The 13,249-nt window shown below is 69.8% G+C and carries 13 protein-coding genes; 6 read left to right on the top strand and 7 right to left on the bottom strand.

The annotated features are described in order from the left end of the window. Window positions 1–81 precede the first annotated feature (81 nt). Together WA670_RS36520 and WA670_RS36515 are read left to right on the top strand one after the other, a co-directional pair. Window positions 82–705 (top strand): TetR/AcrR family transcriptional regulator, encoded by a 624-nt coding sequence (locus WA670_RS36520; RefSeq protein ID WP_009072985.1) that lies wholly within the window; start codon window positions 82–84, stop codon window positions 703–705. 5 nt (window positions 706–710) lie between these two features. Continuing rightward, entirely contained in the window at window positions 711–1,385 is a 675-nt protein-coding gene (locus WA670_RS36515; protein ID WP_336160807.1) for an alpha/beta fold hydrolase, read from the top strand. Window position 1,386: 1 nt separating this feature from the next. On the opposite strand, the gene WA670_RS36510 is transcribed toward WA670_RS36515, so the two are convergent. From WA670_RS36510 to WA670_RS36500, 3 genes are all read right to left on the bottom strand, one after another. Further along, a complete protein-coding gene (locus WA670_RS36510; protein ID WP_336160805.1) occupies window positions 1,387–2,967 on the bottom strand; it encodes a hypothetical protein in 1,581 nt (526 codons plus the stop codon). Window positions 2,968–3,067: 100 nt separating this feature from the next. Further along, a complete protein-coding gene (locus WA670_RS36505; RefSeq protein ID WP_037815858.1) occupies window positions 3,068–3,970 on the bottom strand; it encodes an alpha/beta fold hydrolase in 903 nt (300 codons plus the stop codon). Further along, a complete protein-coding gene (locus WA670_RS36500; RefSeq protein ID WP_037816391.1) occupies window positions 3,967–4,875 on the bottom strand; it encodes an AurF N-oxygenase family protein in 909 nt (302 codons plus the stop codon). The genes WA670_RS36505 and WA670_RS36500 overlap by 4 nt, the downstream gene beginning before the upstream one ends. Before the next feature lie 116 nt (window positions 4,876–4,991). On the opposite strand from WA670_RS36500, the gene WA670_RS36495 reads away from it, so the two are divergent. Then, window positions 4,992–5,777: a TetR/AcrR family transcriptional regulator gene (locus WA670_RS36495; protein ID WP_037815860.1), complete on the top strand. Its 786-nt coding sequence runs from the start codon at window positions 4,992–4,994 to the stop codon at window positions 5,775–5,777. A 14-nt stretch (window positions 5,778–5,791) separates the two neighbouring features. Beyond that, the gene (locus WA670_RS36490) at window positions 5,792–6,112 is read left to right on the top strand and encodes a DUF4873 domain-containing protein (protein WP_037815862.1); all 321 of its coding nucleotides are present in this window, start codon (window positions 5,792–5,794) and stop codon (window positions 6,110–6,112) included. A 62-nt stretch (window positions 6,113–6,174) separates the two neighbouring features. On the opposite strand, the gene WA670_RS36485 is transcribed toward WA670_RS36490, so the two are convergent. Further along, the gene (locus WA670_RS36485) at window positions 6,175–6,405 is read right to left on the bottom strand and encodes a DUF3107 domain-containing protein (RefSeq protein ID WP_009072973.1); all 231 of its coding nucleotides are present in this window, start codon (window positions 6,403–6,405) and stop codon (window positions 6,175–6,177) included. Between the two features lie 103 nt (window positions 6,406–6,508). Further along, window positions 6,509–7,189 carry a ferritin-like fold-containing protein gene (locus tag WA670_RS36480; RefSeq protein WP_199817816.1) on the bottom strand — a complete coding sequence of 227 codons (681 nt, stop codon included), beginning with the start codon at window positions 7,187–7,189 and terminating at the stop codon, window positions 6,509–6,511. 501 nt (window positions 7,190–7,690) lie between these two features. Between WA670_RS36480 and WA670_RS36475 the strand changes: the two genes are divergently transcribed. Together WA670_RS36475 and WA670_RS36470 are read left to right on the top strand one after the other, a co-directional pair. Next, entirely contained in the window at window positions 7,691–9,289 is a 1,599-nt protein-coding gene (locus tag WA670_RS36475) for a DEAD/DEAH box helicase (RefSeq protein ID WP_336160908.1), read from the top strand. A 920-nt stretch (window positions 9,290–10,209) separates the two neighbouring features. Beyond that, a complete protein-coding gene (locus WA670_RS36470) occupies window positions 10,210–11,544 on the top strand; it encodes an Rv3212 family protein (RefSeq protein ID WP_336160906.1) in 1,335 nt (444 codons plus the stop codon). Between the two features lie 6 nt (window positions 11,545–11,550). Here the strand turns inward: WA670_RS36470 and WA670_RS36465 are convergent, their stop codons facing one another. Beyond that, window positions 11,551–12,231, bottom strand: a complete 681-nt coding sequence (locus WA670_RS36465) for a hypothetical protein (RefSeq protein WP_336160802.1) — start codon at window positions 12,229–12,231, stop codon at window positions 11,551–11,553. Window positions 12,232–12,398: 167 nt separating this feature from the next. Further along, complete coding sequence (locus tag WA670_RS36460) at window positions 12,399–13,247, bottom strand: RecB family exonuclease (protein ID WP_037816395.1); 849 nt, start codon at window positions 13,245–13,247, stop codon at window positions 12,399–12,401. Window positions 13,248–13,249 lie beyond the last annotated feature (2 nt).

The following is a 13,249-nucleotide window of genomic DNA, read 5'->3' as shown; positions in this document are numbered from 1 at the left end:
TTCGGGCGTACCCACGGGTAATGTCAGATTCACTTCACGCGGTGGTGAACCCGCCCGGCGAAGGCTGCGGACGGAGGAAGAATGACGGAGATGGCGCGACTGCAACGAGGCGTCCGGTTGCCCCGGACGGAGCGCCGGGCCCAGTTGCTGACGGCCGCGCAGCGCGTCTTCGCCGAGCACGGCTACCACGCGGCGGCGATGGACGAGATCGCCGAGGAGGCCGGGGTCAGCAAACCGGTCCTCTACCAGCACTTCCCCGGCAAGCTCGACCTGTACATCGCGCTGCTGGAAAGCCACGTCGACGACCTCGTCGGCCGCGTGCAGGGCGCGCTGAACTCCACCACGGACAACCGCCAGCGCGTCCCGGCCACGGTCGGGGCGTTCTTCGACTTCGTGAACAACGACGCCGGCGCGTTCCGCATGGTCTTCGAATCCGATCTCCGCGGCGAGCCCGCCGTGCAGGAGGCGGTGGACCGCGCGACCTCGGCGAGCGTCGAGGCCATCACCGAGACGATCACCTCCGACGCCGGGCTGGACGAGGAGAAGGCCCGTCTGCTGGCGGTCGGCCTGGTCGGGATGAGCCAGGTCAGCGCGCGCTACTGGCTGCAGCACAACCAGTCGATGAGCCGCGAGGACGCGGTGGCGCTCACCGCGAACCTCGCCTGGCGCGGCATCGGCGGCGGTTTCCCGCTCAAGGACAACTGACGCCCGTGCGCGTGGTCGCGGTGCCGGGCACGTTGTGCAGCCCGCTGATCTACGCACCGCTGGCGGCCGCGCTGCCCGATGGACTGGACGCGGTCGACTGGATGACCGCACCGGGTCCGTGGCGGATCGAGGACATCGCGGCGCGCGTCGCCGACCGGATTGAACAGCACGGCGGCCCGGTCACCCTGATCGGGCACTCCACGGGCGGCTGCGTCGCGGCGACGGTCGCGGCCACCCGGCCGGACCTGGTTTCGGCGCTGCTGCTCGCGAACACCGGCGCGCACATGCGCGGCCACGGCGACGTCGACCGGATCCTCGCCACGATCGCCACCGAATGGGGTCCCGACCTGCACGCAGCCGTCCTCGACCGGTCCTTCGCCGCGCCGTTGCCGCCGGATCTGCGCACTCAGCTGCTCGACTACGCCGCCCGCGTCCCGGCCGAAGCCGCGCTGGAAGTCCTGACGAGCCAACGGAATCTGGACCTCACGCCGCGGCTCGCGGCGATCCGCTGCCCGGTCGCGGTGCTGCACGGAATCCACGACCGCGCCCGCACGCTCGCGGACGCCCAGCACCTCGTCGACCACCTGCCGGACAGCGAACTCGTCACCGTCGAGACCGGGCACTCGCCGATCTGGGAAGACGTCCCGGCCACCGTCGCCGCGCTCGAACGGCTCCGCTAGCTCATTCGCGCGGTTTTCGCTGGCGGGGCACCGATCTCGCCGCTCCGGGCAGTTCGACCAGCAGCTGTTCGAGATGGTCCGGCAGCGCGCCGTGCGGATCGGTCAGCCAGGCGTCGGCTTTGCTTCGCCGCGACGGTTGTTCGCTGTCTGACAACAAGGCGACGTAACAGCCGTAGTCGATGGCGAACCCGTCGTAGAGCGTTCCCGGCCGCTTGCGGTTGACGATCCCGCGCCGTACCAGGTGAACGAGCCGGGCGTCGTGCAGATCGCGCATGGTCTCGTCGTGCGCGCCGCTGGCGTGCTCGAGCAGGAAAGTACGCGAGCGGCGCCGGCCGACCACCTCGTCCACCAGCCAGCGAAGCGTCGTCAAGGCCGGTTCGTTCCCGGCGATGGCGGCGTATTTGTCGCGCAGGTACCAATCTTGTGCGGCCTGCCGGACGTGCCGGATCCCGATCGTCGCGGTATTCGCGTGCTGCGCGGCCAGCGCGGCGATGTTGATCGCGTCGCGGGGCACGCCCTCGGCCGCGCGCACGAGTTCGGGAAACGCGGTGCGGCTGAACGCCGTGGCCACGAATTCCGCCGGGTCGTCGGTCATCGGCATCCGCGGTCGTACGTGATTAAGGAAGAGTTCGGCGAAAAACTGTCTCGACTGGGTCCGGCCGTGGTCGAACAGCAGCACGTCGTCGAAGCTGACCGCGGAGGCCGCGTCCGCGCCGACCTCGATGCCGACGTAATCGCCGTCGCGGCCCGGTTCGCGGAACCGGGACCGGCGTTCGATCGCCGCGATCTTGACCGTCGTCCCGCGCGTCGGCAGCACGCTGCGGCGCAGCAGATCCGCCAGCAACGGTTGCAGCTCAAGGGGAATCGAACTCCACTCGTCCAGCAGCAGCCACAGCCGGGCCGGCGCCAACGCGGCCGTGACCCGGGCCAGCGCCCGGCTGAGCGGCCCGAAAATGACCTGATGATGCTCGGTTCCGGTGCGCCGCAAGCGATCCGAAGCCGTCACCGATTGCCGGCTGCTGCCCGACATCGTCACCCGGCCGCGCGGACCGCCCGGTCCCCAGGACGCGGAAGCCCCGGCGCTGGTCGCCTGCTCGGCTGAACCGCCGACGGTCGTCTCCCGCTCGACATTGCCGACGACCTCGACCGTCGTCGCCGCCTCGGTCAGCTCGTCGAGGCCCTGCAGCAAGCCTCCTTGATCGAACACCTGCGTCTCGATCGCCGTGGTCAGCAGCTGTTCGTGCACCGCTTCCAGCGTGTCGACCAGCAGCTGCGTGCCTCGAAGCGACACTGGCAGCTGCTGATTCGCATACAGCCCGCTGGTGGACCCGATCGTGCGGAGATCCAGGTACACCGCGACATCGTGCGTTTCCTCGACCAGATCGGCCAGATACAGCAAGGCGTGCGTTTTCCCGGTGCCGCGGCGGCCGTAGAAGATCTGGTGGTCAGCCGAATGCAGCATCGCCGAAAACGACCCGGCCACCACGAAGGTCTTGGCCAGAGTGTGCCGGTCCACGCTCTCCGCCCGCCGGGAAATCGCCATCAGGCTGCGGTTGACGTGCGCGCTCAGCGGCTGCCCCATGCACCCGTCCTGTCTGTCGGCGACATCCCAGCCACCCAGCGTGACAGCGCCGGGCGGCCGGGACCAGCCGACAGACAGGTACGAGCGCGAACGCGAAGGGTCACGAAACCCGCAGCAGCGCCCCGATGCGTTTCGCGACCTCGCCCGCCCGCTCCTGCGGCAACATGTGCCCAGCACCGGGAAAACGGACAAACTCCGCGTCCGGCAGCTCGTCCGCGATCACTTTCGCGTGCGGCAGCGGGCAAAGCCGGTCCTTCTCCCCCGCCAGCACGACGGACGGCGTACCGCGCAAGGTCGCCAGCGCGACGCGGCGGTCGTGCGTCGAAATCGCGTCCTGGAACGCGCCCAGGCTCGCCGGATGCGCGCACAACAGCTGATCCGCGACCAGCCGCAGGTCCGCGCGGCGCGGATGCTCCCCGAACACGAGGAACCGCGCGCCCGAACGCACCATCGCCGGGCTCAACGGCAGCCGCTCGCCCTTGCGGTGCGACAACGCTTTCGCCAGCCTGCGCTCGAACCGCGCGGAGAACTGGCCCGCCATTCCGGGCAGCCCCAACGTGATCCTGTCCATCTGCCCCGAGGACGTCGCCACGAACGCCGCGCCGACCACCCGGTCCCGGACCAGTTCCGGATGCCGTTCGGCCAGCGCCATCATGGTCATGCCGCCCATCGAATGCCCGGCGAGCACCAGCGGACCCGACGGCACGCGCGCGGCGATCAGTTCGGCCAGATCGTCGGCCAGCCGCGGAATCGTGCCGGTTTCCTTGGTCGCGGGCGCGGAACCGCCGTGCCCGCGCAGGTCGTAGCGCAGCGTCCGGACGCCGGGGCCGAGGTGGTCCATGACGCCGTCCCACGTGCGGTGGTCCTGCGTCCAGCCGTGCACCAGCACCAGCGTCACCGCGGCATCGGCCGGGCCGCTCAGTTCGACGTGCAGCGCACAGCCGTCACTGGTCACGAACCGGTGCTCACGAGCCGGATTGCGCAGCCGCTCGACGGTAGTCATTTGCCCTCCGGCAACAGGAAAGACTTGCGCCAGAACGGTTTCCCTGGCAACCCGACCAGACCGGACTCCTGCAGGAACGGCATGATCTTCTCCCCGGCCCACGCGATCGTCGCGCGCCAGTGCGGGTTGTTCAGCGCCGTCTCGACGCCCTCGCGCGGCCGGATCCCGACCGCCTTGTAGACGTTCGGGTTGATGAACGCCCGCGTCACGAAGTACGAGATCAGCGCGATGCTGAACTGCTGGTAGGCGACCTCCGCGCGGCCGAGTTTCGCCATCCCGCGGGTGACTTCCTCGCGGGCGAAGGTGACGTGCCGCGCCTCCTCCAGCACGTGGATCCGGTTGACCATCCGGACCAGCGGCTGGATCTGGTCGTCGTTCATCTGCTCGCGTTGCAGCCGGTCGAGCACCTCCTCGGCGACCAGGATCGCGCCGTAGCGCGCCGGGCCGTAGGAGATGGTCGGCATCAGTTTCGCGAACTGCCGCAGCACCGGCACCGGGCCGTAGGTCGGGCAGCCGATCCGCGCGGACATCCGGGCGAACATCGTGGAGTGCCTGCACTCGTCGGCGATCTCGGTGAGCGCGAACTGCGCGTGCGCCGTCGTCGGGTCCTGTGCGTAGACCTCCTTGAGCAGCATCTGCATCAGGAGGATCTCGAACCACAGCCCGGTGGTCGCGATGCTGGCCATCTCGTGCTTGCCCAGCTCGATCCGCTGTTCCGGGCTCAGCCGGTCCCACAGCGGGGTGCCGTAGAGCGACGAGCGCTCCGGCAGGATGTACCGCTTGCCCTCGACCAGCGGCGCGTCCCAGTCGATGTCGACGTCCGGGTCGTAGAACTTGTTCGCCGCCGACTTCAGCAACCGCTGTGCCGTCGCCTCCCGGTCGGTCACCTTGAGCGTCCGCGTCATCATCAGCCCCTTCCAGCGCCTGACTCGCCGTTGAATCGAGAAGCCGCGTCCCGCCTGTTGCCCCGGGCTCTGTGCTCCAGAACATGTAACCCGTGGTAACAGTTACCTCTGGTAGCATGACCGCCGTGATCGAACGTGTCAAGCGCTCCAGCAAGCAGTCCGGCAAGCAGGCGGCCGACACCGAAACGAGCACCGGGGACGCGCGCCGCGATCGCTGGCGCAAGCACCGCATCGCCCGTCGCGCGGAGTTCGTCGAAGCGGCCCTGCGCGCGCTCGACGCGCACGGTCCAGACCTCGGCATGGAGGACGTCGCCGCGGAAGCGGGCGTCACGAAACCCGTGCTGTACCGGCATTTCGAGGACAAGGCCGACCTGTACGTCGCACTCGGCCAGCGCGGCACGGAGATCCTTTTCGAACGGCTGATCCCGGCGATCAACGCGGAACTCGCGCCGGTGCCGCGGATCCGGATGGCGCTCGACGCGTTCTTCGGCGTCATCGAAGAGCACCCGAACCTGTACCGCTTGCTGGCACACGGCGGACTGCCGGGCAAAACCACCGATTCGGACGTCGTCGCGGAGGACAAGGAGGTCATCGCGACCGCGCTGACCGCCCTGCTCGGCGACTACATGCGGATGTTCAACATGGACTCCGGCGCGGCCGAACCGTGGGCGCACGGGATCGTCGGCATGGTCCAGAGCACCGGCGAATGGTGGCTGGACCGGCGTTCGATGGGCCGCGATTCGGTGGTCGAGTACCTCACCCAGATCATCTGGGCGGCGATCGACGGGCTCACCCGCCAGCAAGGCGTGGTGATCGACCCGAACCTGCCGCTCGAGGAGAACAAGGTCGTCCAGCTCGGACGCACCGAGAACGACACCGCCGCCGGCGACGAGGCCGGCTGACGAGAGGACCCCGGATGAGCGACGAAGACGGCTACACGGGCTCGGCGACGCTGGTCGTCGACGGCACGGAGATCGCCGCGGACCTCGATCTGCGCGGCTATTTCCAGCCGATCGACGGGTACTACCACTGGTACGGCCGCGTCGCCGCGAACCCGAAGCTGGCCGAGGCGGTCGGCGGGCGCAAGAAGGCCTGCGAGGTGCGAGTCGGCGAGCACACCGCCGAGGGAGAGCTGTCCGATCCGGATCCGTGGGGCCGCTACCGGCTCACCGGCACCTCCACGCCCCCGTTCTCAGTCCCGAAAACGCTGGCCGAGGTCGAAGAAGCAACAGCCTGAACCACGAAAAAGGCCGCTCCGGAAGCTGTGCTCCGGAGCGGCCTTTCGCGTGTACGGCTGAATCAGTCGCCGACGCCGAACCCGACCTTGCGGACGTCGGACGGGGCGATCTCGACGTACGCGATGCGGTCGGACGGGACCAGGTACTTGCGGCCCTTCTCGTCGTTGAGGCGGAAGAGCCCGTCACCGGCCGTCAGCGCCTCGGCGACCAGCTTCTCCACCTCTTCGGGAGTCTGGCCACTGGACACCACCAGCTCGCGCGGCGTGTCCTTGATGCCGATCTTGACCTCCACGTGGGACCTCCGCTGGAAACTCGTTGTGACTACGCCCGGCAAGGCTAACCGAAGCGGGCCGCCGCGGTGGCGCGCGACCAGCAGGTGATTCGCGACCACTCGCTCAGCCCAGCCCCAGCGCCTGCATGCGCTTGGTGTGCCCTTGCTGCAACCGGCGGAACAGCGCGCCGATTCCCGCGAGATCGCCGGACCCGGCGACGATCAGTTCGGCCAGGCCATCGCGCTCGGCCACCACGTACTGGGCCTGGGTGAGCGCCTCGCCGAGCAGCCGGCGGCCCCACAGCGCGAGCTTGTCGCGGGCCTTCGGATCGGCCTTGATCCCGGCGGCGACTTCGCGTTCGGCGAACGCGGAGTGCCCGGTGTCGGCGAGCACGGTCAGCACCAGGTCCTTGGTCTCCGGATCGAGCCAGTTCGCGATCTCGCGGTAGAGATCGGCCGCGAGCCCGTCCCCGACATACGCCTTGACCAGCGACTCCAGCCACGACTTCGGCCGGGTGGAGCCGTGCCAGGCGTCCACTTGCGACACGAACGGGGCCATCGCGTCCTCGACCGCGACGCCGTTCGCCGCGAGATGCTTCGTCAGCAGGTCGAGGTGCCCGATCTCGGCGGCCGCCATCGAGGCGAGCGCGGCGCGGCCGGCCAGCGTCGGCGCGCTGCGGGCGTCCTCGGCCATCCGGTCGAACGCGGACAGTTCGAGGTAGGCGATCACGCCGAGCAGGTCGACGACGCCTTCGCTGATCGCGGGCGGGGAAGTTGCGGGCGCGGCTTCGGCGGGGTCGGTCACGGCGACGAGGGTATCGCCGAACCGCAGGCCCGCGCCGCGAAGAGACCGATCCCACGCCGCGCCGCCCGCTCCCGGTATTCCCCGGAAAACACCTGACCAGGTACAGTGGGGTCGGATAAACAGAGCTTCGCCGCGCCGGACCGCCCTTTTTCGAGGGCCCCGACAGCGGCGGGAACCAGGCGAACGGCCGGTGCCACCAGGGCGGCCGGGGTTCGCCGCAAGTGTGCGTGCACGCCTCCTAGCGGCATTCCCGGGAGGGCGGCTCCGGCGCCACAGGCCTCCGCAGACGAGGCCGCGGCGTGAGTCAGGCCCCCGGTCGAGTGTCGAGTGACAACCGGCCTGTGCGCGCTGGTCACGAGAGAGGCGATCACCCTGACCGCAGAACAGTCCACAACCGAACAGACCGAAACCGCGCAGGCCACCGCCGCTGTCGCTCTCGAGCACAGCGAAAACGGACCGGCCGCGCTGGACACGTCGCACCCGCTGCAGGCCGGTGCACCGGTGACCGAAGAGGCGCCGACGTTCGAGTCCTTCGGTGTGAAGCCGGAAATCGTCAAAGCGCTCGCGGAAGCGGGCATCGTGCACACGTTCGCCATCCAGGCGCTCACCCTGCCGCTCGCCATGGCCGGCGACGACCTCATCGGCCAGGCCCGCACCGGCATGGGCAAGACGCTGGGCTTCGGCGTCCCGCTGCTGCACCGCGTGCAGGTGCCCGGCGACGGCACCCCGCAGGTGCTGGTCGTGGTGCCGACGCGCGAGCTGTGCATCCAGGTCGCGAACGACCTGAAGGGCGCCGGGAAGCACCTCGGCATCCGCACGCTGGCGATCTACGGCGGGCGGCCGTACGAGCCGCAGATCGAGGCGCTGCGCAAGGGCGTCGACGTCGTCATCGGCACGCCGGGACGGCTTCTCGACCTCGCCGAGCAGCAGCACCTGGTGCTGGGCAAGATCCGCGGGCTCGTCCTCGACGAGGCCGACGAGATGCTGGACCTCGGCTTCCTGCCGGACATCGAGCGGATCCTCCGGATGGTGCCGGACGAGCGGCAGACGATGCTGTTCTCCGCCACGATGCCGGGCCCGATCATCACGCTCGCGCGCACGTTCCTGAACCAGCCCACGCACATCCGGGCCGAGGAGAACGACGCCGGCGCGATCCACGAGCGCACCTCGCAGTTCGTGTACCGGGCGCACTCGATGGACAAGACGGAGCTGATCGCGCGGGCGCTGCAGGCCGAGGGCCGCGGGCTCACGATGATCTTCAGCCGCACCAAGCGCACCGCGCAGAAGATCGCCGACGACCTGGTGGAACGCGGTTTCGCCGCGGCCGCGGTGCACGGCGACCTCGGCCAGGGCGCCCGCGAGCAGGCACTGCGCGCGTTCCGCTCGGGCAAGGTCGACGTCCTGGTCGCCACGGACGTCGCGGCGCGCGGCATCGACATCGACGACGTCACGCACGTGATCAACTACCAGTGCCCGGAGGACGAGAAGACCTACGTGCACCGCATCGGCCGCACCGGCCGCGCGGGCCGCACCGGTGTCGCGGTCACGCTCGTCGACTGGGACGAGGAACCGCGCTGGAAGCTGATCTCGGACACGCTGAACCTCGACCTGGCAGAGCCGGTCGAGACGTACTCGTCGTCGCCGCACCTGTACAGCGACCTGGGCATTCCGGAGGGCACGAAGGGCCGCCTGCCGCTGTCGAAGCGCACGCGGGCCGGCCTGTCCGCCGAGAAGGAAGAGGACCTGGGCGGCAAACGCCGAGGCCGTCGTGGTGCGAACGGTCCTTCCTCGCCCGCCGCGGAAGAAGAAGCCCCGCGCAAGCGCAACCGCGCCCCGCGCAAACGAACCCGAGGCGGCGCCCGCTCCGCCGCGGCCATCGAAGCCGCCGACGCCGCGTCGGCTGCCTCGGACCAGCAGGAAGACCGCCCCCGGACCCGCCGCCGCACCCGCTCGGGAGCAGACGCGACCGGCCCGGCGACCTCCGCGGGCAACGCCACCCCCGCGACGACGTCCGACTCCGGAGAAACCGGAGACCGCCCGGCACGCCGCCGCCGTCGCCGTCGTCCGTCCGCATCTGATACACCTGCGTCGGCAGACTGAGCGACACACCGGGAGTCAGTTACGTGAACGACCACGGGAACGGCACCGACGAAACGCCCCCCGAACCCGGATCGAACGTAGCGGGCACTCCCGCGAATCCCGACGAACGCCCCCGGCCGGATAATCCGGCCGGGGAGCACGTCCCGGACGAGGCCCCTGCTGGGGTGGGCGAGGTGCCTTCCGCTGAGCGGGGCGTTTCGTTGTCTGGGGATTCCGCTGTTGTGGGCTCTGGTTTTGGTGGGGACGCTTCGGGATCGCCTGCCGGGGAGTCGGCTGCTTCCGCTGCCGACGGTGCTTCCGCTGCAGCAGAGGAGCCGTTTGCGGGCTCTACCGGGGCGGTTTCCGGTGCTGCTGGAAGCGCTTCCCCGGCACCGGCCGTTCCTGGCTCGCAGCCCGGAGACTCCGCCGCTCACGCCGCCGACGCAGCTGCCACCGAACCCCACCGGCCTTCCAGCACCGCCGGAAACACTCCCGCGGCACCGACCGCTCCCGGCACACAGCCCGGAAACTCCGCCGCACACGCCGCCAACGAAGCTCCCGCCGAACCCCACCGGCCCTCCAGCACCGCCGGAAACACTCCCGCAGCACCGACCGCTCCCGGCACACAGCCCGGAGACTCCGCCGAGGAAGCTCCCGCTGAGCCCCGCAGGTCCTCTGCAGTCTCCAGCGCTGCTGGAAACACTCCCGCAGCATCAGCCGTTCCTGGCTCGCACGCCGGAAACTCCGCCGCACACGCCGCCGACGAAGCTCCCGCCGAGCCTCATCAGCCCCCCGCAGCAGCCTCCCGCGCTGCCGGAGACACTCCCGCCACGCCAGGCCCGCAAACCGGTCAGCCGATCGAGCCTGCGCACGAAAAGGCTTCCCCCGCAGGTGCCCACGCCGCGATCCCCCCGGTCACTCCCGAGGAGCAAACCGGCCCGATCGCGCGCGTCACCGACGAACCCGCCGGGGTCAGCAGCACCTCCGCCGAGCCCTATGGTTCCGAAAACCTCCTCCCCCGCCAGCCCGCCGCCGCGGATTCCGTTGCGCCGCCAGGGAAAGCCCGTCGCTCGCCGTGGAATCGGGGGCGGGACCGGGTGATCGCGGGGGCGATCGTGGTCGTGGTCGCGGTGGTCACCGCGATCGTCGCGATGAACAGCGACAATCTGCACACCAGCCGCGCGCTGGCCGATCCGCCGCATGCCCTCCCCGCGCCGCCGACTTCCGTGCCTGGGTCGATGACACAGCTGTGGCAGGCCCCGAGTTCCGCGACGCCGATCCCGATCGGACAGTCCGACTCCGTCGTGACCGCGGACGGCAGCGAGGTCGCCGGCCGCGATCCGCTCACCGGGCAGATCCGCTGGCACTACACCCGCGAAAATCTGCAACTGTGCACTGTGGACACCGCATGGGGCCGGGTGAACGCGGTGTACCACAAGTCCATGGGCTGCAGCGAGGTCACGCAACTCGACCCCGCGACCGGCCGCATCACCGCTCAGCGCAACGGCGACGCCGAGCTGGGCACCCGCCTGATCAACGACGGCAGCCACGTCACGACGACCGGCAAACATCTCCTCGACACGTGGCGCGACGATCTCGTGAAGAGCATGGAGTACGGCAAAGTCCCCTTCCTGCAAAACGCGAACAAACAACCCCGCCCCAACTGCACTTACGGCACGGTAGCAGCGGGCGCCGACAAAATCGGCGTGATCGAACGCTGCCCCGGCGATCGCACGGACCGCCTGACCGTCTACAAGGCGACCGCCGAGCACGAAGACGAACCGAAGGTCACCTACACCGCCCTGCTGGCCGGCAAACGAGCCCGGGTCATCGCGATGTCGGGCGACCTCACCGGAGTGCTGCTGCCCGACCAGAAGCTGTATGTCGTGTACGGCGCGGACGGTTCGCAAAAAGCCGCCTACCCCATGGATCTCCCCGCCGCGGACACCGCGAACGACCCGGTCGGCGGCACCGAGGCGACGACCCGCACCGCTGCGGGGATCTACTGGTACACCGGCTCCAAAACCGTTGCCCTGTCCCGAGACGACCTGTCCCCGCGCTGGACCTTGGACGGCACGCTCGGCCCGGGAATCACCTTCGCGACCCAGTTGGTCGTGCCCATCCGCGGCGGCCTGGCCGTGCTGAACGAAATGAACGGCGCAACGCTGCGCACAGTCGGCATCGACCGCGGTGCCTACACGGGCCCAGTCCGCCTCACCGCACTAGGCCCGGTACTGCTCGAACAACGCGGCCCGACCCTCGCCGCCCTGCGCTGACCTCCCTCAGAACCACCACAACAGACTGAACGCCGCGCCCGCGACGACCAGCACCCCGGCACCCGCCCCGACCGCCACTTTCCCGACGCGACGGTCGGCAACCCGTTGCAGCACAAGCGCAATCACCGCAGCGACGGGATGCCCGACCAGCTTGAGCGGACCTGGCCCGGGTGCTCCGTTGACGAGGCACAACACGCCGACCACGAGCACCCCGAGGGCCAGGACCGCCAGCCCCGCGGCGACCGACCCGGTGAACCCACGCCACCACCGCCCACGCGGCTTCCGCTTGACGGACGACTCATGGCGCTCGGGTGCCGCCTTGACTGGCGCTTCGTCTTCGCCGGTCGCGCGGTCTGGCAGCGCCGAATCATGGATAACCGCATCCTCGCCAGGCACAAGACCATCGGCGGCGGTCGAGTCATGGATAACCTCGAACCCGGCGCTGTCCTCCGCCGCTGAACTCCGCGACGCCATCGCAGCGCGCTTCGCCTCAGAACCAGTCAGAGCAGCATCCTCCGCCGCAACACCGCTGCCCCATGCCGCGCTATCGCTTCCACCATGCGACATCGCGGCACCGCGCGTGTCCGCGCGGCCGTTCCCCGCCGTGCTGACCGCATGCGAGCTGGCGTCCTTGACACGACGACCGTCACGAACCCCGCCAGATCCCGCGGCAAGATTCGTCGACACAGCAGCAGAATCCTTCCTTGCTACGCCGTGAACCGACCCATCACCCGCGACTCCACGGCCCCGGCCAGCGTCGCGACCATGCGCAGCACCAGCCCCGCCGCGGGACGGTTTTTCGATGTCCGGTGACGCCACGATCCTCGGGTCCAATCCACGTCTCGGGAAACCCCCTACGGCGCAAGCAAATCCCACGGTTGCGCGGCAGGGGCGGTCTGCTGTCCCGCCACGCAGCTCGGGCGGAAGTCGCACCATGCGCAGCGGCGGTCGGGGCGGGCGGGGAACAACGTGTCTCCGTCGCCGCCTGCGTCAAGGGTATCTGCTGCCAACCGCAAATCCCCCGCGGTCTCCTCGGCGCGTTCCAGGTGCCGCTTCAAGGTTTCCGGCGTGTGTTCCGCCGCGGCGATCGTGCCGGACGGCAAATGGTGCAGCTCGACCTTCGTGCACGGCATGCGCAACGTGCGGGTGGCCGCCACGGCGTACATCGCCAGCGCTTGCGACGCGCGGGCCTCGTGTTCGTCCGGGGCTCGGCGGCCGGTTTTGTAGTCCACGATCACCAGTTCGCCGCCGCGCTGGTCGATCCGGTCGGCTCGGCCTTCGATGATCATCGTCGGGCGGCCGCCGGTGGTGCTGACCGGGGCGGACACCCAGCGTTCAAGGCCGACCGGGTCGTCGCTGACGTCGTTGTCCTCCACGTACTCCGCGACCCAGCCCTTCGCGCGCGCACGGTAGCGCGCGGCCTGGTCGTCGTCGGCGAAACCGGCGTCTTTCCAGTGCTCGGCCACCAGCGCGATCCCGCGCTGCGGCGTCCGTTTCGCCACCGGCAGGTCGAAAAGCGCCCGCAACGCGTTGTGCACCACCGCGCCCAGCGTGCTGTGCGCCCACGGCCCGGTGCGCTGCGGTGTCGGCCGGTCGAGATAAGCCAGCCGGTACCGGCGCGGGCAATCGTCAAAGGTGCTCAGCCGTGCGGGCGAGACCTTGGTAAGCCGTTGCGGTTGCTCGACGCCGAAGTCGAACCCCATCT

It is taken from the genome of Amycolatopsis sp. VC5-11, from assembly GCF_037034185.1.
In the GTDB taxonomy this organism is placed as follows: Bacteria; Actinomycetota; Actinomycetes; order Mycobacteriales; family Pseudonocardiaceae; genus Amycolatopsis; species Amycolatopsis nivea.
This window is presented reverse-complemented; position numbering and strand designations above follow the sequence as displayed.

Bases quoted from the DNA above. Each gene is read 5' to 3' on its own strand.
- WA670_RS36520 (WP_009072985.1), top strand. From the start codon at position 82: ATGACGGAGATGGCGCGACTGCAACGAGGCGTCCGGTTGCCCCGGACG.
- WA670_RS36510 (WP_336160805.1), bottom strand. From the start codon at position 2,967: ATGGGGCAGCCGCTGAGCGCGCACGTCAACCGCAGCCTGATGGCGATT.
- WA670_RS36505 (WP_037815858.1), bottom strand. From the start codon at position 3,970: ATGACTACCGTCGAGCGGCTGCGCAATCCGGCTCGTGAGCACCGGTTC.
- WA670_RS36500 (WP_037816391.1), bottom strand. From the start codon at position 4,875: ATGACGCGGACGCTCAAGGTGACCGACCGGGAGGCGACGGCACAGCGG.
- WA670_RS36495 (WP_037815860.1), top strand. From the start codon at position 4,992: ATGACCGCCGTGATCGAACGTGTCAAGCGCTCCAGCAAGCAGTCCGGC.
- WA670_RS36490 (WP_037815862.1), top strand. From the start codon at position 5,792: ATGAGCGACGAAGACGGCTACACGGGCTCGGCGACGCTGGTCGTCGAC.
- WA670_RS36460 (WP_037816395.1), bottom strand. From the start codon at position 13,247: ATGGGGTTCGACTTCGGCGTCGAGCAACCGCAACGGCTTACCAAGGTC.